This window comes from Pseudomonas farsensis, from assembly GCF_014268805.2.
GTDB lineage: Bacteria > Pseudomonadota > Gammaproteobacteria > Pseudomonadales > Pseudomonadaceae > Aquipseudomonas > Aquipseudomonas farsensis.
The window spans coordinates 1832643-1854414 of sequence record NZ_JABWRF020000001.1 but is presented as its reverse complement, the minus strand read 5'-3'; the positions used below and the strand labels follow the sequence as shown (position 1 = coordinate 1854414).

Sequence of the window (21772 nt, the reverse complement as noted above, 5' to 3'; positions counted from 1 at the left end):
GTCACAGGCTCCCGGCAGTGTCGAGGAACAGGCAGGCGGCCAGCAGATCGGCGGCACCGCCCGGTGAGGCGTTCAAGCGCAGCAGCAGCGCGTCGAGTTGGCGCAGTTGCCGGCGCCCGCCAAGGCTGGCACTGCCGCCGTCGTCGAGCACGGCGCGGGCGCCTTGCTGCAGGGCCAGCAGCCCTTGCGGCCCGGCACGCCAGAGCACGCAGGTGTCGCTGAGGGTGGCCATGATCGCCAGCAGTGCGTCGAGCCGGGCGTGCGCTTCGCTGGCACCCGCCGCGCGGCTGCGGCGCAGTTGCGGCAGGCCGTGGCCGGTCACGGCGGGGAACCCTTGTTGCGCTTGCTCACGCGCCCCGCTAGCCGCATGCCGGCGGCGCACCTGCGCGCCGTGGCTGTCCTGGTTGGTTGCGGCTGGGTCGTCGAACAGCGCGATACGCCCGGCACGTTGCGCCAGGGTGGCGGCATCGGCGTTGCTATCCAGCGCTCGCGCAGCCACCAGCAGGCCCAAGGCCCAGATAGCGCCACGGTGGGTGTTCACCCCGGCGGTGGTGGCAAGCATGGCCGCCTCGCCTTCGCGGCCAATACGCCCCAGGGCGGCGCGCAGCGGCTGGCCGATCTCGGCGTGGTGACGCGCAGCGTCTGCCATGTCCCTGAAGCACGGCCACAGGGCCAGCGCCGAAGCATGCATCAGGCCCAGGGTCATATCGGTATGGGCACCGCTGCTGCGCCGGTCGACAAGGCCCGGTTTGGGCGACAGGTCGGCTTCATCGATCAGCGCCTCGACGGCGAGGTCGGCCAAGTGTGCGGCGGCGCCTGGCGCTAACGGGCGCGTGGGCTGCCAGGCCGGGCGGTTCAGCGCGGTGTGCAGGTCATGTGCGTTCATCACCAGCTCCTGAAACGTGCAGGCGGGTTGTACAGGCCGCCAGACCACTCAACCAGCTCGGCGATGCTGCGTGCAGCGAGCAGTTCGCGGCTGGCATCGGTGCGGCGGATGCCGAGGTCTTCGGGCAAGGCCACAAGGCCCGCCTTGCGCAGGCGCTCGGTATCCTTGGGGTCGTGGCGCAGGCCAATGGCCGTCACACCCGCCACTGCTGCGATCATCTGCTGGCGCTCTTCAAGGCTGCGGGCCTTGTACAGGTAGGCGATGCCTTCTTCGGTGAGCAGGTGAGTGACGTCGTCGCCATAGATCATCACCGGGGCCAGCGGCATGCCGGCCTTCTTCGCCACTTCTACCGCGTCCAAGGTCTCGACGAAGGTGGGCTTGCCGCCTTCCTGGTAGGTTTCGACCATCTGCACCACAAGCTTGCGGCCGCGCTCAAGCAGGGTGTCGGGCACGGTCATGTCCAGCCAGGCTGGGGTGGCATGGCGCCTGCCACGCGGGTCGTGGCCCATGTTCGGTGCGCCGCCGAAGCCTGCCAGGCGGCCACGGGTCACGGTCGAGGAATGGCCGTCGCCATCGACCTGCAAGGTGGCGCCGATAAACAGGTCTACCGCGTACTGCCCGGCCAGTTGGCACATCATGCGGTTGGAGCGCATCGAGCCGTCGCGGCCAGTGAAGAACACATCCGGGCGCTGGGCGATGTAGTCCTCCATGCCAAGCTCGGTGCCGAAGCAGTGCACGCTCTGCACCCAGCCGGTTTCGATGGCCGGGATCAGCGTGGGGTGCGGGTTCAGCGTCCAGTTTCGGCAGATCTTGCCCTTCAATCCCAGCGACTCGCCGTAAGTCGGCAAGATCAGCTCGATGGCGGCGGTGTTGAAACCGATGCCGTGGTTGAGTGACTGCACCTGGTGTTTTTCATAGATGCCGCGAATCGCCATCATGGCCATCAGCACGTGCACCGGTTTGATATGGCGCGGGTCGCGGGTGAACAGTGGCTCGATATAGAACGGCTGGTCGGCGACCACCACAAAATCGACCCAGGAGGCCGGGATATCCACCCGTGGCAGGTCGTCGACGCGGTCTACCAGTTGGTTCACTTGGGCGATCACGATGCCATCGCTGAACGCCGCCGGCTCAACCAGTGCCGGGGTGTCTTCGGTGCTGGGGCCGGTGTAAAGGTTGCCCTCGCGGTCGGCCATGAAACCTGCAACCAGGGTCACATTGGGGATCAGGTCGACCAGCAGGCGCGAGTACAGTTCTATATAGGTATGGATGGCGCCCACTTCCAGCAGCCCGTCTTCGAGCAACTGGCTGATGCGCAGGCTTTGCGGGCCGGCGAAGGAAAAATCGAGCTTGCGGGCGATGCCGCGCTCGAACAGGTCCAGGTGCTCGGCGCGGCTGACGCTGGGCATGATCATGTGCAGGTCATGCAAGCGCTGCGGGTCGACCTTGGCCAGCGAACGGGAGAGGAAATCCGCCTGCTTCTGGTTATTGCCCTCCAGCACCACGCGATCGCCGGGAGCCAGCAACAGCTCCAGCGCCTCGACGATGCGCTCGGTGGGCAACACCACGCCATCGGCCAGGTGGCGCACAAGGCCCAGCCGCCGCTGCTTCTCGGCGCGGCGCCGCGACCATTGCGGCGGTGGATTCTTCATTGTTGTCATTAGGTGACTCCACGGGTTCGCTGTCGTGGGGTCACCTTAGGGCGGCGCAGCTTGGGGCATCAATCAAGCCGGATGGCGGATTGTTACGCTCAGGTTAATAAACACAGGACGACTTTGCCCATAAACCACACGGGGTTACAGTGACAGCCTCAGTCTGGACAACTAACACGAGGTAAAAATGCAGCGCCGCCCTGCAGATTTGCCAATTGTGCCGCGCAAATTCGCATGACAGGATCCAGCGAACAGCCCGCGCATTCCAGGCTTCACCTTGGAAATCAATAACAAAGCAGGGAGACCGCGATGACCGCGCACGCTAGCCCCTCGGCCACCGATCACGTACTGGCTGAAGTCCGCAATCACATTGGCCACCTCACGCTGAACCGCCCCGCCGGCCTCAATGCCCTTACCCTGGAGATGGTCCGCACCCTGCAGCGGCATCTGCATCGCTGGTCGCAGGACGCCCAGGTGCATGCCGTGGTGCTGCGCGGCGAAGGCCCCAAAGGCTTCTGTGCCGGCGGCGACATTCGTTCGCTGCACGACAGCCATAAGGCCGGCGAACGCCTGCACCATGAGTTTTTCGAAGAGGAATACGCACTCGACCTGTGCCTGCACCGCTACCGCAAGCCGCTGCTGGTGCTGATGGACGGTTTCTGCCTGGGCGGCGGCATGGGCCTGGCCCAGGGCTGCGACCTGCGTGTGGTCACCGAACGCAGCCGCCTGGGCATGCCGGAAGTGGGCATCGGCTACTTCCCCGACGTCGGCGGTAGCTATTTCCTCCCACGGGTGCCGGGCGAGCTGGGTATCTACCTGGGCGTCAGCGGCGTCCAGATCAAAGCCGCCGATGCGCTGTATTGCGGCCTTGCCAACTGGTACCTGGACAGCGACAAGCTGCAGGCGCTGGACCAAGGCCTGGACAAGCTGCAGTTCGGCGACCATCCGCTCAAGGACCTGCAGAGCCTGCTGGCCAGCTTAGGCAGCCAGACCCTCGGCGATGCACCGCTGGCCAGGCTGCGCCCGGTGATCGACCACTTCTTCGCCCTGCCCGACATGCCCAGCATCGTCGAACAACTGCGTGCGGTCGCCATTGGTGACAGCCGCAGTTGGGCGCTGGAAACTGCCGACCTGCTGGAAACCCGTTCGCCACTGGCCATGGCGGTCACCTTGGAGCTGCTGCGCCGTGGGCGGCATCTGGCGCTGGAAGACTGTTTTGCCATGGAGTTGCACCTGGACAGCCAATGGTTCGACCACGGCGACATCATCGAAGGCGTGCGTGCGCTGATCGTCGACAAGGACAAGCAGCCGCACTGGAACCCACCTACCCTCGCCGGCCTGAGCCAACAGCGCGTCGACCAATTCTTCGAAGGCCTGTAAGGCCGGGAGCATGAGCATGCAAGACCTGGAACTGAGCGAAGAACAGATCATGATCCGCGACATGGCGCGGGACTTTGCCCGCGCCGAGATCGCACCGCACGCCCAGGCCTGGGAAAAGGCCGGCTGGATCGACGATGGCGTGGTCAGCAAGATGGGTGAACTGGGCCTGCTGGGCATGATCGCGCCTGAGCACTTCGGTGGCAGCTACACCGACTATGTGGCTTACGCCCTGGCGGTTGAGGAAATATCGGCAGGCGATGGTGCCACCGGCGCGCTGATGAGCATCCACAACTCAGTGGGCTGCGGGCCACTGCTGGCCTATGGCTCGGACGAACAGCAGCAAACCTGGCTGCCCAAGCTGGCCACAGGCGAGGTCATTGGCTGCTTTTGCCTGACCGAGCCGCAGGCCGGCTCCGAGGCCCACAACCTGCGCACACGCGCGGAGTTGGTCGATGGCGATTGGGTGATCACCGGTGCCAAGCAGTTCGTCAGCAACGCGCGGCGGGCCAAGCTGGCCATCGTGTTTGCAGTGACGGACCCGGAGCTTGGCAAAAAGGGGCTGTCGGCGTTTCTGGTACCCACCGACAACCCTGGGTTCAAGGTTGACCGCAGTGAGCACAAGATGGGCATCCGCGCCTCAGACACCTGCGCGGTGACCTTGGACAACTGCCGTATCCCGGCGGGCAACCTGCTGGGCGAGCGTGGCAAGGGGCTGGCGATTGCGCTTTCCAACCTTGAGGGTGGGCGCATCGGCATTGCGGCGCAGGCGCTGGGTATCGCTAGGGCGGCCTTTGAGGCTGCGCTGTTGTACTCGCGCGAGCGCATTCAGTTTGGCAAGCCGATCAACGAGCACCAGAGCATCGCCAACCTGCTGGCGGACATGCAGGTGCAGGTTAACGCGGCGCGGTTGCTGGTGTTGCATGCGGCGCGGCTGCGCACGGCTGGCAAGCCGTGTTTGTCGGAGGCTTCGCAGGCCAAGCTGTTTGCTTCCGAGATGGCTGAGCGCGTGTGCTCGATGGCCATCCAAGTGCATGGCGGGTATGGGTACCTGGAGGATTACCCGGTGGAGAAATACTACCGGGATGCGCGGATTACGCAGATCTACGAGGGGTCTAGCGAGATTCAGCGGATGCTCATTGCTCGTGAGCTTGGGCGCTATTCGATCTGATTGTTTCCACAGCAAGCAACTCGACTCGCCCTGCTGGCCTCATCGTAGGCTGTTGCCAGCTCTCATAGAACAACCGCTAACTATCTGATTTACATGGATAACGTGGGAGCGGGCTTGCCCCGCGATAGCGATAGCACTGCCAACATCGCATCGCGGGGCAAGCCCGCTCCCACGGTGCCCAGTTCTCTGCGCGACAGCGCAGCCCGGAAGGGCTGGGTGATCTCCCACAGAGGCCATGCTCAACCGCAACATTGCTGGTTGGGCCCAATCCTGTGGGAAATGATAGAGAGTTGTGGTGAGCGGGCTTGTCCCGCGTTGGGCTGCGCAGCAGCCCTGAAAAACAAGGGGGGCTGCTGCGCAGCCCAACGCGGGGCAAGCCCGCTCGCCACAAGGAGATATGTCTGGCGGGAACAGGCTTGTACAAAACCTTAGAATTTCCCACAAAGACCGCGCAAAGCCGCAACATTGAGGCCTTGCCCAGATCCTGTGGGAGCTGGCGACAGCCTGCGATCACCGGCAAAGCCGGTGCCATCCTACGCAGGCCCGTCCCCCTCAGAACCCTTTGCTGTAGAACAGCGAGTACGACTCGATCCCGTCGTTCGGCTGCTTGATGCCGGCATTGGAGTAATGCATGGCCCGGATGCCTACCTTCTGTTCACCCGGCAGCTTCAAGCCAAAGCCGATGCGGTCCTCGAAGTTGACCGAGGAGCCCAGACGCTGGTCGCCCACTTCGGTCTTGGAGAATGCCGCCAGGCCGATGCCGGCTTCGATGTAAGGGGTGTAGGTGAAACCTTTGAACTCGTAAACGAACACCGGGCTCAGCGATAGCGAGTGCGCCCCGCTGTAGTCGCCGCCTTCCCAATAGGTGTAGGCCGCATCCCAGTAACCGGTCACAAAACCGGTATCGCTCTCCAGCCAGCGCTTGTCCCAATCGAAGGACAGGCCCAGGCGGTAAGTCATGTCACCTTGGGTGGTGGCGCCGACGGCACCGGAAACCTGCGCAGCCTGTGCCGAACAGGCACCAGCGAGCGCCAACGCAGCAACGGCCAGCGAAGCGGCAAGACGGGTCTTCATCAACGGTTTCTCCTGATGGTCGTGTACAGGCCCGCGTCTGTCAGGCGCGGGCCTGTGGCAAATGGGGGCTTGGCCCCTCGTTATGTGCCGCAGGTGACCGCCGCATCCCGGGCGGTCACAAGTGGTAATACTTTCAGGAGTATCGTCCGAGTAGCGCAAAAATTGAAGGTGTTTTGCCACTATCGTGCAACTTTGCTGCAGTGCGTCACAACTGCCCTCAGGCCTTACGTGATCTCGCGGTCCTTGGTCTCAGGCAGGAAGAAGATGCCCAGTACCGCTGTCATCACCGCGATCACGATTGGATACCACAGCCCGTAGTAGATATCCCCGGTCGCCGCCACCATGGCGAATGCGACGGTCGGGAGGAAGCCGCCGAACCAGCCATTACCGATGTGGTACGGCAGCGACATGGAGGTATAGCGGATACGCGCCGGGAACAGCTCCACCAGCCAGGCAGCAATCGGGCCGTAGACCATGGTCACGTAGATCACCAGCAACGTCAGCAACAGCAGCACCATGGGGTAATGGATCTTCGCGGGGTCCGCTTTTTCCGGATAGCCGGCTTCCTTCAGTGCGCCGCTCAGGGTTGCCGTAAAGGCCTCATTGCGCGCCTTGAACTCCGCCGCTGGCAGGCTGCTGCCGTCAAAGCTGGGCAGCACCCGCTCGCCGATACGCACCTGTGCCACGCTGCCGGGTTCAGCGGCCTGGTTCTGGTACGGGATGGCGCGCTTGGCCAGCAGGCTCTTGGCGATGTCGCACGAACTGGTAAAGCGCGCCTTGCCCACCGGGTCGAACTGGAACGCGCACTGCGCAGGGTCGGCGACCACCACCACCGGGTTTTGCTCCTGGGCGACGAACACGTCCGGGTTGCCGTACTCGGTCAGGCCCTTGAAGATCGGGAAGTACGTCAGCGCCGCAATGATGCAGCCAGCCATGATGATCGGCTTGCGGCCAATGCGGTCCGACAGGCTACCGAAGAAAATGAAGAACGGTGTGCCGATCAGCAGTGACCCAGCTATCAGCAGGTTTGCCGTCTGTGGGTCGATCTTGAGCATCTGCAGCAGAAAGAACAGCGCATAGAACTGGCCGGTGTACCACACCACTGCCTGCCCTGCGGTGCCGCCAAGCAGCGCCATGATCACGATCTTGAGGTTGTCCCAGCGGGCGAACGATTCGGTCAGTGGTGCCTTTGATGCCTTGCCCTCGGCTTTCATCTTCAAAAACACCGGCGACTCATTGAGCTGCATGCGGATATACACCGAAATCGCCAGCAGCACGATCGACAGCAGAAACGGCAGCCGCCAGCCCCAGGCCTCGAAGGCCTCGGTGCCCATTGCCGTGCGGCAGGCCAGAATAACCAGCAGCGACAGGAACAGGCCCAGGGTGGCGGTCGTCTGGATCCATGCGGTAAAAAAGCCGCGCCGGCCCTTGGGCGCATGTTCGGCAACATAGGTAGCCGCCCCGCCGTATTCACCGCCCAATGCCAGGCCCTGCAGCAGGCGCAAGGTAATGAGGATCACCGGCGCCGCTACGCCAATGCTGGCGTAGCTGGGCAGCAGGCCCACCACCGCCGTGGACAGGCCCATGATCACGATGGTGATCAGGAACGTATGCTTGCGCCCGATCATGTCGCCCAGCCGGCCGAACACAATTGCGCCGAACGGGCGCACGGCAAAGCCTGCCGCGAACGCCAGCAAGGCGAAGATGAACGCCGTTGTTTCGTTAACCCCGGTAAAGAAGTGCTTGGCGATGATTGCTGCCAGCGAGCCGTAGAGGTAGAAGTCGTACCATTCGAAAACGGTGCCAAGCGAAGAGGCGAAGATGACCTTGCGCTCCTCCCGGGTGATGCCGCGTTGGGGTGCGCTACTGCCCGAGGACGCGCTGTCGATAACCGCCATGGGTTGCCTCCGTCACAGTTTTTTGGACCGGAGTGCCCCAACGAATCCATCCGCACGCACCCAGCCCTTAGGCTTGCAGGTTGCGGCGAAGCACGACGAGGCACAGCCTCGGATCGCGGCAAGGTATGTGAAGCATAATCGGCTTTGCCGGGATATCCACCCGGCAAGCAATGCCTGGGCTATTGGCCGCGCAAGTCTTCGAAGAACGCCTGGCGCCCATCCACCAGTGCCGAGGCGCGCGGCTGGTTTACCGCCTCTGCGTTGGGCCTCTCCACATACCAATAGCAATGGCTGACCGCACGGGTGATCGCAACATAGGCCAGGCGTTGCACCTCTTCCTTTTGCGCGATATCGAACGCCTGGGCATCGCCGGGCTTGCCCAGCCCGGCCAGCCGGTAGACCTGGTTCTTGTATGGCGAGCTGGTCAGATACTGGCAGTCGCCAAGCATGAATACCGCATCGGCTTGCAGGCCTTTGGCGCTGTGATAGGTCAGTTGCTTGAAGCGGCGCTGGCTCGGCGGCAAGCTAGAATCTACTTTAAGTATTGGCAATAAATGCTGCTCCATCAGTGACTTATCGTTACTTTTTCGATACAGCATCATCACCGTTTCGCCCTGCTCATAGTGCTCCACCAGCGTTTGCGCCAACGCCACCTCATCGCGCTCGCACACTTTTACCGGCGCCAAAGGCAGCTCGGCAGCCGGCCCGCTGGCCCGGGCTTTCTTGCCGGTGATCGCCGGCGTGCCTTTGACCAAGTGCTCGGCTGCGTCGATCACGTGCTGCTGGCTGCGGTAGTTGTCCACCAGCATCACCCGGGTATGGGCCGGGGATGGGAAGGCCTTGGTGAACTCCATGAAATACTTCGGCGAACTGCCGCGCCAGCCATACACTGACTGCCAGTCATCCCCTACGCACATCAGCGAGGAATGCTGCGCACCGCGCCCGGCATGCATGGCCGGGCCACGCCTGCGAATCTCAGCCAGGCTTGCGCGCAACCAACTGACGATCTGCGGAGAGACATCCTGGAATTCGTCGATCATCAGGTGCGCCAGGGGCCGCAGCAAAGGGTCCGGCAGCAGCTTGAGGTTCTCGGGGTTATTCTCGCCGAACAGGGCAAACATGCGGTTATAGGTCATCACCGGCGGCGACTGGGCCAGCAGGTGCGCTTCCAATGCCTTCCAGAACAGAGCCAGCGCCTCGAAAAACGGCCCATCGCTGTCACCGGGCGCAAAACTCATGGCGGCCACGGCGTGGCTGACGTCCAGCCCGAGGTTTTCGATAAAGCTGGCGGCGCCGACGAAAGCGTCCAATAGCGGCGCTGGAGCAAGCTCGCCTTTGACCTTGTATTCAAAGCCAGGGCCGGCCACTGCGTCGCCCGCCAAGGCGGCAGCCAGGCGCTTGGCTGAAGCATAGTTATCTAGCCATATCAGCGGCTTATCGCAGAAAGCTTGAAACAAGGTGCGCTTTACCGCCCACTCTGCACGTACTGTCAGCTTGGCGCCGGGGCGCTGATACTGGGCGCTTTCAGAAGGGTCGAAGCCCAGCACCACCCAGGCATCCAGGCCTTCGAGCCGGCCCTGCACATGGAACCGGCTGCCACGAATCTGCACGGTGTCGCGGCACGGCTCTATCCCTTTGATCGGCCACGCGCCTGCGGCAAACCACAGGTCTTCGATAACGTCGCACAGCTCTTCATCGCGCTGGGCAGCCAGTTGCGTCACCTGCACGCGCTTTTGCACATCCGGGTGGTCCGGGTCGACCGGCTTGAGCAGCAGTGCTTCCTGACGCAAGGCGCCCACCAGGCTGGCAAAACGCGGACTCTGCTCAAGCAGGTCGCGGTAGCACAGGTTGAGCTGCTGGCGCTGCGCATCGTTCAAGCGCAGGTCGAACGGATTGCTGTCATCTGCGGCCTCGTTGCCGGCGGGCATGTCATGGCCGAGGGTCTCGAAAGCACGCACCTGGTTGAAGCCCGGCAGGCTGCGCACCAACGGCAGGATGCGTGAATGGAAGGTACGCACCAGCTCGCGCCCTTGCACCGGCGAAAGCTCAAGTTGCCAGAGCGCGAACACCTGCAGCAGGCGCTGAATGAAGTCTCTGCGTGACTCGCGGGTGAACGTGACCACAGTCATCGCGTCCAGCTCGAAGCTCAGGTAATGGCGCAACAATAGAATGCGCAGCACCAGTGAAGTGGACTTGCCCGCGCCCGCTCCGGCCACTACGCAGGTGGACGGGGTGTCGCTGAAAATCAGCTTCCATTGTGCAGCACTGGGCTGGGCATGCGCCGGCAGGCGCTTGGCGACGTCAGCCTTGAAGCGCTTCTTCAGCTCTGCCGTCAATGGCAGGCGCCAGTCATCGAACAGCTTGTCGTCCTCCCCCGGCACCGCCGCGCTTTGCGTGCGCAGGTCGCGAATGACCAATACCTGGCGCCCCGCCTCATAGCCTTCGGCACGGCCGCGTTCGTAACCGTCGCGCAGCCCGTCGGCGTGGCCATTGCGCTGGCCGGTGGCGTGGCCCAGGAACCAACTGTCGCGGTGCTGCGCCTGCAGGCGGCTCAGGCCGCGGCCCAGCAGGCGTGCGGCCAGCCTGCGCAACCAGGGCAACTGGGCGGGTGGGGTCAGGTCAGCCGGTGCGTGGGGATGCTCGTTGGACACGGTCACTCCAAGGGATTCAAAACAGTGGCCATGTTCGCGCTATCTATTGAAAAGTGCCAGCGAATGCTTATGGATCAGTGGATTAGGCGATGAACCGCATGCAGATACACAGCTAAAACAATCGATAGAACTGATCATATTAAGCCGATATTCACGCTTTTTTTAGATCTTTCAGCGCGGCATCATGGCCCCATTCCACCCCATTACAGGAGCACGACCATGCTGCAACTCAGACCGTTCGACAGCCTCGGCCACGCCAACCACGGTTGGCTCGACGCCCACCACCATTTCTCGTTCGCCGAATACCACGACCCAGCACGTATGCACTGGGGCAACCTGCGGGTCTGGAACGATGACTGGATTGCCGCAGGTAGCGGCTTCCCGCCGCACCCGCACCGCGACATGGAAATCATCACCTATGTCCGCGAAGGGGCCATTACCCACCAGGACAGCCTGGGCAACAAAGGCCGTACCGAGGCGGGCGATGTGCAGGTAATGAGTGCCGGCAGCGGTATCGTGCACAGCGAATACAACCTGGAGAACGTCGACACGCGCATCTTCCAGATCTGGATCGTGCCCGAGAGCGTTGGCCAGGCGCCGTCCTGGGGTACCCGACCGTTCCCCAAAGGTGAGCGCGGCGAAGGTTTCGTGACCCTTGCCAGTGGCCGTGAGGGCGACGAAGACAGCCTGCAGATCCGCACCGATGCCCGCCTGGTAGCCGCCACCTTGCGCGCCGGTGAAAGCGCCGAATACCGTTTCGATGAAGGTCGCCGCGGTTATCTGGTGCCGGCCAAAGGGCTGGTAGAGATCAACGGCCTGAAGGCCAAGGCCCGCGATGGCGTGGCGATCGAGCACGAGACCGTGTTGACGGTCACTGCGCTCGAAGACAGCGAAATCGTGCTGGTCGATGTGGCTTGAGCACGGGCCGCTGCTGCGGCCCGGCATCATCCCGCCCGCTCCTGCGGGCGCTCTATTGCTGGATTTCCATGCGCAGCAGCGCCGCACCCAGGCATTTGCCATGGGCATCCAGCGCCAACGAGCGGGTCACCCCGCCGCGCAGTAGCCCCGGCAGCACAAAATTCAACGCGTGCAGTTGTGCCAGCACATGGCGCTGCACGGGCTGTGCGTCGGCATCACGCAGGTGCGCGAACCAGTCGGCCACTTTCTGCGCCGTTACTTCACGCTCCAGCACCGCGAAATCCTCCGGCCGATAGGCAATCAGCGAGATGTTCGAGGTATCGCCCTTGTCACCGGTACGGGTATGGGCAAGCTGTTGCAGGCGGATGATCATGGGCACACCTCCAGATGAACACGGGGAACGGCCAGTTCGCGCGGCAGCAACACGCTCGCCACTGCCAGCACTTCGCGTACCTGGCGGGTAGCGCCGCCGCCACCGGCCGGGCCGTTGGTGTACAGCGTCTCCACCTCATTGGCCAAGGCCTGAGCCGCCTCGCGGGTCGCGCAGCGCCCGGCAACCCGCAGGCGCACCTCCCAAGGCTCGGCCGCTGCGCCGAAGGTGCTGCCATGCAGCGAATCGACGCCCATCAGCTCACAGCGCAGCTCCTGCACGGCAACGCCGGTCAACGCCAGGCGTTGTTCGACCACCTGCCCGGCCAGCCGCGCCCGCGCCACGGCATTCGGCCCGCCATAGGACATCTGCCCTTCCCCGATCCAGCCGTCGCGGTAACCCACGGTGACTTTCAGCCGCTCTGGCCGTGACTGGCCCTGCGCACCGCTGGCCAACACCTGGTCTGGCCCCAGCAGCTCGAAAGCAACGGCGGAAAAGTCGGCAGTGACGTCCGGCGTCAGGTACCGGCTTGGGTCGTGAACTTCGTACAACAATTGTTCGGTGCAGGTGGCCACATCGATACGCCCGCCAGAGCCTGCAACCTTGCTGATACGTGCAATGCCGTCTGGGTCGATTTCGGCCAGCGGGAAACCCAGCCGCGCAAGGTCGGGCACCTCCTTGAGGCCAGGGTCGGCAAAGTAGCCACCGCTGACCTGCCCTGCGCATTCAAGCAGATGGCCAGTCAAGGTGCCCCGGCCCCGGCGTAACCAGTCGTCTTCGGCCCAGCCGAACGCATGCACCTGCGGCGCCAGAAACAGCGACGGGTCTGCAACGCGGCCGGTAATCACCACGTCGGCATCCTCGGCCAGGGCCTGAAGAATGCCTTCGACGCCCAGGTAAGCATTGGCCGACACCATCCGCTGGCCAAGTGCGCCGACGCTTGAGCCGTTATCGAGGGTCCACTCGGGGTGCGCACGCAGCACCTCAAGCACATCATCGCCCTCAACGGCCGCCACCTTGAGCCCACTCAGCCCCAGTTCACGGGCGATGGCCAGCACGTGCTGCGCCGCGGCCTGCGGGTTAGCCGCGCCCATGTTGCTGATGATGCGCAAGCGCCGCCGGCCTGGCTGGCGTACGTAGGGCAGCACGCCGCGCATACGGGCGCCAAGCAGAGGGTCGTAACCGGCCACAGGGTCAGCCAGACGTGCCTGCTGGGCCAAGGCGATGGTGCGTTCGGCCAGGCATTCGAAGATCAGGTAATCGAGCTGCCCGTCACGGGCGAGTTCGATGGCAGGTTCCAGACGGTCGCCGGAATAGCCGGCGCCCGCCCCGATTCGCAAGGTTTGCATGCTCAGAAAACTCCCAGGGCCAGCGCGGTCAGGGTCATCAGCACCGACGCGGCAAACAGAAACGGCAGGGTGAAGCGCTGATGGTCCGCAAGGTCCAGCTTGCACAGGCCCACCAGCAGGAAGGTTGCAGGTGTCAGCGGGCTTACCGGGAAGCCTGTGGTGTGCACACCCAGCAGCGAAGCCTGGGCCACCTGCACCGGGTCCACGCCCAGCGAGCGGCCAACCTCGGCGATCACCGGCATCACCCCGAAATAGAACGAGTCCGGGTCGAACAGCAGGCTCAACGGCATCGACACAAAGCCCACCAGCGCCGGGATCAGTTGGCCGTGGCCTGGCGGAATCTGTTGCACAGCCACCTCGGCCATGGCCTTGAGCATGCCGGTGCCCTGCATGATGCCGGTGAACACCCCGGCCGCCAGCAGGATACTGGCCATGGTCAGTGCGGTACGGGCGTGGGCATCGATGCGCTCGCGTTGTTGGTCGACCCGCGGGTAGTTCAGGCACAGCGCCGCCACAGTGCCGAGCATGAACATCACCACCGGGTCGACCCAGCCGGCGATCATCACCGCCATCACCAACACGGTCAGCAGCAGGTTGGGCCAGAACATCCGCGGCCGGCGCAAGGCCTGCTCCTCGCTGCTGAGTACCCGCTCGGGCGCGGTGATGTCGCCGCCCGCCAGCAGCCCCAGGCGCTTCTCTTCACGGCGGCCCAGCCACCAGGCGCAGGCAAAGACGAACGCCAGGCCCACCAGTTGCACCGGGATCAACGGCTGGAATAGTTCCGATACCGGTACATGCAGGGCGGCTGAGGAGCGCAGTACCGGCCCGGTCCAGGGCAGGAAGTTGACGCCCGCCGCCATGGCCGCAACGCAGGCCAGCACCCGTCGGTCGATGCCCAGGCGGGTGTACAGCGGCAGCATGGCCGGCACCGTCACCAGGAATGTCACCGCCCCCGAACCGTCCAGGTGCACCAGCAACGCCAGCAGTGCCGTGCCGCAGACGATCCGCGTCGGTCGCGTGCCCACGGCGCGCAGGATACGGTCGATGATCGGGTCGAGCATGCCGGCGTCGGTCATCACGCCGAAGAACAGGATGGCAAAGATGAACATGCCCACCACGGGGGCGACGTTCTTGATGCCGGTAATGATGAAGCCGCTGGTCTGCAGACCATAGCCGGCCAGCACTGCCGCGATCACCGGGAACGCGATCAGCGCCACCAGGGGCGAGATACGTTTGCTCATCACCGCAACGAGCAAAGACAGGATGGTAATGACGCCATAAAGGGCGAGCATGGGGGGACTCCGGCTTGTTTTTGTTGTTGGCCGGAGTATCAGCAAGCGTGCGACTTTGTGTAAATTGCAATTTAAAGCCAGGCACATTCGAAAAAACAAAATGAAAAACGCCCTGCAGCATATTCGCGCCTTCATCACCGTCGCCCAGCGCGGCAATTTCGCCCGCGCAGCGGACGACCTGCACCTGTCGCCCTCGGCACTGACTGTGCAGATTCGCCAGCTCGAGGAATGGCTGGGGGTGGCGTTGTTGGAGCGCAGCCCCCGCCACGTGGCACTGACCGCCGCTGGGCGCGAGGCGCTGCCGGCCATGGAGAAACTGTTGCTGGACCTGTCCAATATCGTCAGTGCAAGCCAGGGGCTGGCAGCGGTGCGGCGCGGGGTGGTCACCGTCGCCGCCCTACCCTCGCTCTGCGCCGGCGCCCTGGCCGAATGCCTGGCGCAGTTTGCCCAGAGCCACCCAGGCATTGAAGTGCGCCTGCGCGACCTGGTGGCCGAGCGCATCAATGAGCGGGTGCGCGACGCGGATGTCGATTTCGGCATTGGCGTGCGCAGCCGGCTGGGCCATGGCCTGGCATTCAGCCCGCTGCTGCGTGACCGTTTATGCCTGTTTGTACGCGCGGACCATCCACTGGCCGAGGGCGCGCTGACATTGGCGGCGCTGGATGACCAACCGATGATCCTCACTGGCCGCGACAGCAGCGTGCGCGCGCAGATCGAGCAAGTGTTCAGCGAGCGCGGGCTGCGCCTGCGGGCGGTGATGGAAGCCAATTACATGTCGACGGTGCTTGCCCTGGTGCGCAACGGGTTGGGCATCACCCTGCTGCCCGAGTCGGCGGACGATGGCGAAGGGCGGCTGGTGCGCAGGGCCTTGCCAGAGCCGGGCCTTGAGCGCGAGCTTGGGGTCATCACCCGTAGCGAAAGCAGCCTGTCGCCTGCGGCTGCGCGGTTGCTGGAGTGTTTGCAGGGCATCAACCTGTAGACTGGGTAACTGCTGTGCAAGCCCGCCCTGGCCTCATCGCAGGCTGTCGCCAGCTCCCACAGGGTATGGGTCAAGGCACAATATCGAGGCTAGACACATTCACTGTGGGAGATTCTATGGTTTTGTACAACCCTGTTTTCGCCAGACAGATCTCCTTGTGGCGAGCGGGCTTGCCCCGCGTTGGGCTGCGCAGCAGCCCCATGGGTTTTCAGGGCTGCTGCGCAGCCCAACGCGGGACAAGCCCGCTCGCCACAACTATCTATCGTTTCCCACAGGATCGGGTACAACCAGCAATGTTGCGGTTGAGCACGGTCCCTGTGGGAGCTGGCCACAGCCTGCGATGAGGCCAGGGCGGGCTCGCACAAAACCATAGAATCTCCCACAGGATCTGGGCACCCAAAGGTGCCAGCGAGGCATTTCACCGTTACAATGCCCGCCTTACCGTGACCGCCCGAACCATAACGACATGTCCCTTCCAAAGAATCACCTGGAACTGCTCAGCCCTGCCCGTGACGTGAGCATCGCCCGCGAAGCGATCCTGCACGGCGCTGACGCCATCTATATCGGCGGCCCAAGCTTCGGCGCGCGCCACAATGCCTGCAACGAGGTCGGCGATATCGCCGAACTGGTCGAGTTTGCCCGGCGCTATCACGCGCGGGTGTTCACCACCATCAATACCATCCTGCACGACAACGAGCTGGAGCCGGCGCGCAAGCTGATTCACCAGCTGTACGACGCAGGCGTCGACGCGCTGATCGTGCAAGACCTCGGCGTGATGGAACTGGATATCCCGCCCATCGAGCTGCACGCCAGCACCCAGACCGACATTCGCACCCTGGCACGGGCGCGCTTTCTCGACCAGGCCGGCTTCTCGCAGCTGGTGCTGGCCCGCGAGCTGAACCTGCAAGAAATCCGCGCCATCGCCGCCGAAACCGATGCGGCCATCGAATTCTTCATCCACGGGGCGCTGTGCGTAGCGTTCTCCGGGCAGTGCAACATCTCCCATGCCCAGACCGGGCGTAGCGCCAACCGTGGCGACTGCTCCCAGGCCTGCCGCCTGCCGTATACCCTCAAGGACGACCAGGGCCGTGTGGTCGCCTTCGAGAAGCACCTGCTGTCGATGAAGGACAACAACCAGACCGCCAACCTGCGCGACCTGGTCGACGCCGGCGTGCGCTCGTTCAAGATCGAAGGCCGTTACAAGGACATGGGCTATGTGAAGAACATCACCGCCCACTACCGCAAAGAGCTCGACGCCATCCTGGAAGACCGCCCGGCCCTGGCCCGCGCTTCCAGCGGCCGTACCGAGCACTTCTTCGTGCCCGACCCGGACAAGACCTTCCACCGCGGCAGCACCGACTATTTCGTCAGCGACCGCAAGATCGATATCGGCGCGTTCGACTCGCCGACCTTCACCGGCCTGACCGTGGGTGTGGTAGAAAAAGTCGGCAAGCGCGACCTGCTGGTGGCAACCGAGGTACCACTGAGCAACGGCGACGGCCTCAACGTGCTGGTCAAGCGCGAAGTCATCGGTTTCCGGGCAAACATCGCCGAGCTCAAGAGCGAGTCGCAAGAGGACGGCCAGAAGCGCTACCGCTACCGCGTCGAGCCCAACGAAATGCCCGAGGGCCTGTACAAGCTGCGCCCCAACCACCCGTTGTCGCGCAACCTCGACCACAACTGGCAGCAAGCGCTGCAACGCACCTCGGCGGAGCGCCGCGTCGGCATCGAGTGGCACGCGGTATTGCGTGAGCAGCGCCTGATGCTCACTGCCAGCAGTGAAGAGGGTTTGAGCGTGCAGGTGGCACTGGACGGGCCGTTCGGCGCCGCCAACAAGCCGCAGCAAGCGCTGGAGCAACTGCACGACCTGCTCGGCCAGCTCGGCACCACCATGTACCACGCCAGCGCCATCGAACTGGATGCGCCGCAGGCGTTCTTCATCCCCAACTCGCAACTCAAGGCCCTGCGCCGCGAAGCCATCGAGGCGCTGACCGAAGCACGCATCAAGGCCCACCCACGCGGCAGCCGCAAGGCCGAAACCACCCCGCCACCGGTCTACCCTGATTCGCACTTGTCGTTCCTGGCCAACGTCTATAACCAAAAGGCGCGGGACTTCTATCACCGCCACGGCGTACAACTGATCGATGCGGCCTACGAGGCCCACGAAGAGCACGGCGAAGTACCGGTGATGATCACCAAGCACTGCCTGCGCTTCTCGTTCAATCTGTGCCCGAAACAGGCCAAGGGTGTGACTGGCGTGCGCACCAAGGTGGCACCGATGCAACTGATTCAGGGCGATGAAGTGCTGACCCTCAAATTCGACTGCAAGCCGTGCGAAATGCACGTGGTGGGCAAGATGAAAAGCCACATCATCGACCTGCCTACCCCAGGCAGCGCGGTGGCGCAGGTGGTCGGGCACATCAGCCCGGAAGACCTGCTCAAGACCATCCCGCGCGCGCCGCACTAAGCGCCGTTAGCGGTCACCGGTATGCTGTGGGGGCATACCGGTGGCAATGCGCCTGCACCTGCTCTTCTGTGCCACACCTGCTATGGTTTCCCCACACAAAAACAAGACACAGGAGCGCCCATGTCAGCGCCCGCCTCCCGCGCCAGCGAGCTGGCCGCCTTCATCGACTGTCACCTGCCCGGCCGCAGCCTTGCGCCCGACGCACTGATTGCCGAGTCCTGGTATCGCAGTATCAAGCAGCACCACCTGGACCCCGCCCAGCGCCATATAGACAATCTGCTTGGCGCCGCCGAGGTTCGCGAGCATCAGGCTCGCCATGAGGCCTGGCTGAACCTTGCAGGCCTCGGCCTCAACGGCCTTGCCCAGCGGGTGGCGCCGGCAGGCTTTGCGGTGCTGCTGAGCGACCGCAACGGCATTACCCTCGATGCCCGCTTACCCGCCGACACCCTGCGCTACACCCGTGCAGGGCTGGTGGCCGGGGCCTGCTGGGACGAGTCGATTGCGGGCACCAACGGCATCGGTACGGCGCTTGCGGCAGGCCAGGCGTTGACCATTCACCGCGAGGAGCACTTTCTGGCGAGCAATGCCCAGCTCAGCTGCTCGGTATCGCCTCTGTTCGATGCACAGAATCAGTTGCTGGGCTGCCTCAACGCTACCTGCCTGCACGCCGAGGGCCCCAAGCAGGCGCAGCATCTGACCCTGCAACTGGTAAGCCTGTATGCGCGGATGATCGAGGACACGCATTTTCGCCACTGCTACCGCGACGGCCTGACGCTAGCGCTGAGCCCTGGCGGCGGCCTCGAAGACCTCGCAGCCGGCCAGTTGCTGGCGCTGGACGACAGCGGCCGCGTTATCGGTGCCAACCGCGCCGCGTTCATCTGCCATTCCCAGGCACTGCTAGGCATGCGCATCGAGCAATTGTTGCCGGCCAGCATCGACCAACTGCTCGACCTTACCTATGGCGGGGCCCGGGGTGTGACACTGCGTAGCCACGCTGGCCAGCAGCCGCTGAATATCGGCCTGCGCGTGCCCGCCGGCTACCGCCCGGCCAAAGCCAAAGTCATCGCCACAGCAACTCGCAACACCAGCCACCCCGATCTCGATACCCTGGCTGGCAGCGACGCTCAGTTGCAACAGGCCGTGCGCCGCCTGCGCAAGGTACTGGACAAGGACATCGCCATTTTGCTCGGCGGTGAAACCGGTACCGGCAAGGAGGCCTTCTCCCGCGCCCTGCATCATGCCAGTGAGCGTCGCGCCGGGCCTTTCGTGGCGCTGAACTGCGCGGCCATCCCCGAATCACTGATCGAAAGCGAGCTGTTTGGCTACCGCGCCGGCAGCTTTACCGGGGCCAACCGCAAAGGCATGAAGGGCAAGCTCGAACAGGCCCATGGCGGCACGCTGTTCCTTGATGAAATTGGCGACATGCCTGCGCACCTGCAAACCCGCCTGCTGCGAGTGCTGGCTGAGCGCGAGTTGGTGCCACTGGGGGCCGAGGCCCCGGTCCCGCTGGATATCCAGGTGATCAGTGCCACGCACCAGGACCTGGCGGCAATGATAGCCAGCAAGGGTTTTCGCGAAGACCTGTACTACCGGCTCAGCGGCCTGCGCGTGCAACTGCCGCCGCTGCGCGAGCGTGGCGACCGCGAGGCGTTGATCGAGCGTTTGCTGGCAACCCAGCCAGTGGCGCTTAGCCCTGAAGCGCGAGATTGCTTGCTGGGGTATCACTGGCCGGGGAACGTGCGGCAACTGATCAACGTGCTGCGCTCGGCTATGGCGCTGGCTGAAGATGGCCTGATAGACGCCGATTGCTTGCCTGAGGAACTGCTGATGAGGCCTCACGCAAGCCGGCCAAAAGCGCTGGAGCAGCAGGTTGGGCAAGTTGAGGCCGAGCACTTGTTGCAGGTGCTGCTACAAGTACGCTGGAACATGAGCGCAGCCGCGCAGACCGCAGGCATCTCACGCTCTACGCTTTACCGCAAGATGAAGCTGTACGGGATTGTGCAGCCTAATCTGCAGGTTTGAAGGGCAGTGCATCTTCTACCGCTGGAGATCTGCTTTTTTGTGGCAAGCAGGCTGTAGTGGCGAGCGGGCTTGCCCCGCGTTGGGCTGCGAAGCAGCCCTGAAACCCACAACCAAGGGCAGGGCCGCTCTGCAGCCCAACGCGGGGCAAGCCCGCTCGCCACAAAGCGATTGTTCTGGGGCCGAGGAGCTGTGGCCGCGAAGGGCCGCAGGGCGGCCCCAATTGGCCGGCTCACCCTTGTATGTAAACCACCTGGGTGCGGGTGTACTCATACAGCCCATGCTTGCCATCCGCCCCGCCGATCCCCGACTTGCGCGCCCCGGCGTGGAAACCCTGCATGGCCTCGAAGTTCTCGCGGTTGATGTAGGTCTCGCCAAAGTCGATCTCGCGGCTGGCGCGCAGCGCCGCATTGAGGTCGCGGGTGTACAGCGATGAAGTCAGGCCATATTCGCTGTCGTTGGCCAGGGCAATCGCCTCGTCCAGGTCATGCACCACCTGAATCGGCAACACCGGCCCGAAGATCTCCTTGCGCATGATTTCCATGTCGGCCTTGCACCCGGCGAGCACCGTCGGCTGGTAATGAAAACCGGCACCAAGGTCCGCCACCTTGCCGCCGAGCACCACCTGGGCGCCCTGCCCGGCTGCCGTGCGTACCATCTGCGCCACCTTGTCCAGCCCGGCCTGGTTGATCAATGGGCCCATGTCCAGGTCGGCATCCCGCGATGGGTCGCCGTAACGGACCGACGACATCGCGTGCGCCACCTTGTCGATGAAGGCATCTGCCGCCTGGCGCTGCACATACACACGCTCGGCGCAGTTGCACACCTGCCCGGTATTGATCACCCGCGAGGCGACGATCGCCCTCACTGCCAGGTCCAAGTCAGCATCGGCGAGCACGATCGCCGGGGCCTTGCCGCCCAGCTCCAGGTTGAGCTTGGTGATGTTCGGCGCTGCCGCTGCCATGATGCGGGCGCCAGTGGCAACGCTGCCGGTAAAGCTCACAAGGTCCACCCCCGGGTGGCTCGACAGCCCATGGCCGACACTTGCACCACGCCCGCCAACCACATTGAACACACCAGCCGGCAGGTCGGTCTGGGCCACCAGCCGGGCGAATTCATAGCAGTTGATCGGGGTTTCTTCGCTGGGCTTGATCACGATGGTATTGCCGGTGATCAGCGCCGGCGCCATCTTGCGTGCGATCAAGAAAAACGGAAAGTTCCACGGCAGAATGCCGGCCACCACGCCTAATGGCTTGCGCAGCAGGAAAATATGTTCGCCTGCGCGGTCACTGGTCAGCACCTCACCCTCAAGGCGTCGTGCCCACTCTGCCATGTAGTCCAGGTAATCCGCGGTGAAGGCTACCTCGACCTGTGCCAGCGCCTGCACTTTGCCACCTTCATGGGTGATGAGACGCGCCAGAGGTTCAGCATTGGCGCGGATTTTCGCCGCGATCTGGCGCAGGAAGCCTGCCCGTTCGATGGCGGGGCGCGCAGCCCATGCCGGTTGCGCCCGCCTTGCAGCGTTAACCGCTTGCTCTACGTGGTCGGCCGATGTTTCTGGAACATGGGCCAGCAGCTCACCGTTGGCGGGGTTGAAAACCTCGATGTGCTCGGCGCTGGCCACGAAGACGTTGTCGATGAAGTTCTGATAGGTGGCTTCCGTCATGTC

General features: G+C 63.8%; 15 protein-coding genes. 6 read left to right on the top strand and 9 right to left on the bottom strand.

Features of this window, described 5'->3' with window-relative positions; genetic code table 11:
- Position 1 precedes the first annotated feature (1 nt).
- Positions 2–886, bottom strand: coding sequence for a triphosphoribosyl-dephospho-CoA synthase (locus tag HU719_RS08455; RefSeq protein WP_186537366.1), 885 nt, complete (start codon positions 884–886; stop codon positions 2–4).
- Complete coding sequence (gene mdcA / locus HU719_RS08450; RefSeq protein ID WP_186520500.1) at positions 886–2547, bottom strand: malonate decarboxylase subunit alpha; 1662 nt, start codon at positions 2545–2547, stop codon at positions 886–888. The genes HU719_RS08455 and mdcA overlap by 1 nt, the downstream gene beginning before the upstream one ends.
- 300 nt (positions 2548–2847) lie before the next feature.
- On the opposite strand from mdcA, the gene HU719_RS08445 reads away from it, so the two are divergent.
- Positions 2848–3918, top strand: a complete 1071-nt coding sequence (locus HU719_RS08445; protein WP_186537365.1) for an enoyl-CoA hydratase/isomerase family protein — start codon at positions 2848–2850, stop codon at positions 3916–3918.
- Positions 3919–3934: 16 nt separating this feature from the next.
- Positions 3935–5086 (top strand): acyl-CoA dehydrogenase family protein, encoded by a 1152-nt coding sequence (locus HU719_RS08440; RefSeq protein WP_186520504.1) that lies wholly within the window; start codon positions 3935–3937, stop codon positions 5084–5086.
- 552 nt (positions 5087–5638) lie between these two features.
- Here HU719_RS08440 and HU719_RS08435 read toward each other — a convergent pair.
- From HU719_RS08435 to HU719_RS08425, 3 genes are all read right to left on the bottom strand, one after another.
- Positions 5639–6160 carry an acyloxyacyl hydrolase gene (locus HU719_RS08435; protein ID WP_186523257.1) on the bottom strand — a complete coding sequence of 174 codons (522 nt, stop codon included), beginning with the start codon at positions 6158–6160 and terminating at the stop codon, positions 5639–5641.
- 224 nt (positions 6161–6384) lie between these two features.
- Positions 6385–8058, bottom strand: coding sequence for an MFS transporter (locus tag HU719_RS08430; RefSeq protein ID WP_186523259.1), 1674 nt, complete (start codon positions 8056–8058; stop codon positions 6385–6387).
- A 179-nt stretch (positions 8059–8237) separates the two neighbouring features.
- Complete coding sequence (locus HU719_RS08425; protein WP_186537401.1) at positions 8238–10709, bottom strand: UvrD-helicase domain-containing protein; 2472 nt, start codon at positions 10707–10709, stop codon at positions 8238–8240.
- Positions 10710–10928: 219 nt separating this feature from the next.
- On the opposite strand from HU719_RS08425, the gene HU719_RS08420 reads away from it, so the two are divergent.
- Positions 10929–11627, top strand: a complete 699-nt coding sequence (locus HU719_RS08420; protein WP_186523263.1) for a pirin family protein — start codon at positions 10929–10931, stop codon at positions 11625–11627.
- A 52-nt stretch (positions 11628–11679) separates the two neighbouring features.
- Here HU719_RS08420 and HU719_RS08415 read toward each other — a convergent pair whose 3' ends face one another.
- Genes HU719_RS08415 through HU719_RS08405 form a run of 3 tightly spaced genes read right to left on the bottom strand, consistent with a single transcriptional unit; the run spans position 11680 to position 14638 of the window.
- Positions 11680–11994, bottom strand: coding sequence for an AtuA-related protein (locus HU719_RS08415; protein ID WP_186523267.1), 315 nt, complete (start codon positions 11992–11994; stop codon positions 11680–11682).
- 2 nt (positions 11995–11996) lie between these two features.
- On the bottom strand, positions 11997–13346 hold the full coding sequence (locus HU719_RS08410) for an acyclic terpene utilization AtuA family protein (RefSeq protein WP_186537402.1): 1350 nt from the start codon (positions 13344–13346) through the stop codon (positions 11997–11999).
- A 2-nt stretch (positions 13347–13348) separates the two neighbouring features.
- Positions 13349–14638 carry a CitMHS family transporter gene (locus HU719_RS08405; protein ID WP_186537403.1) on the bottom strand — a complete coding sequence of 430 codons (1290 nt, stop codon included), beginning with the start codon at positions 14636–14638 and terminating at the stop codon, positions 13349–13351.
- Positions 14639–14738: 100 nt separating this feature from the next.
- On the opposite strand from HU719_RS08405, the gene HU719_RS08400 reads away from it, so the two are divergent.
- The 3 genes from HU719_RS08400 (at position 14739) to HU719_RS08390 (ending at position 20106) form a co-directional block, all read left to right on the top strand.
- Positions 14739–15617 (top strand): LysR family transcriptional regulator, encoded by an 879-nt coding sequence (locus HU719_RS08400; protein ID WP_186537404.1) that lies wholly within the window; start codon positions 14739–14741, stop codon positions 15615–15617.
- Positions 15618–16083: 466 nt separating this feature from the next.
- A complete protein-coding gene (locus HU719_RS08395) occupies positions 16084–18084 on the top strand; it encodes a peptidase U32 family protein (protein ID WP_186537359.1) in 2001 nt (666 codons plus the stop codon).
- 120 nt (positions 18085–18204) lie between these two features.
- On the top strand, positions 18205–20106 hold the full coding sequence (locus HU719_RS08390) for a sigma-54-dependent Fis family transcriptional regulator (RefSeq protein WP_186537360.1): 1902 nt from the start codon (positions 18205–18207) through the stop codon (positions 20104–20106).
- Between the two features lie 229 nt (positions 20107–20335).
- On the opposite strand, the gene aldA is transcribed toward HU719_RS08390, so the two are convergent.
- Positions 20336–21769: an aldehyde dehydrogenase gene (gene aldA, locus HU719_RS08385; protein WP_186537361.1), complete on the bottom strand. Its 1434-nt coding sequence runs from the start codon at positions 21767–21769 to the stop codon at positions 20336–20338.
- Positions 21770–21772 lie beyond the last annotated feature (3 nt).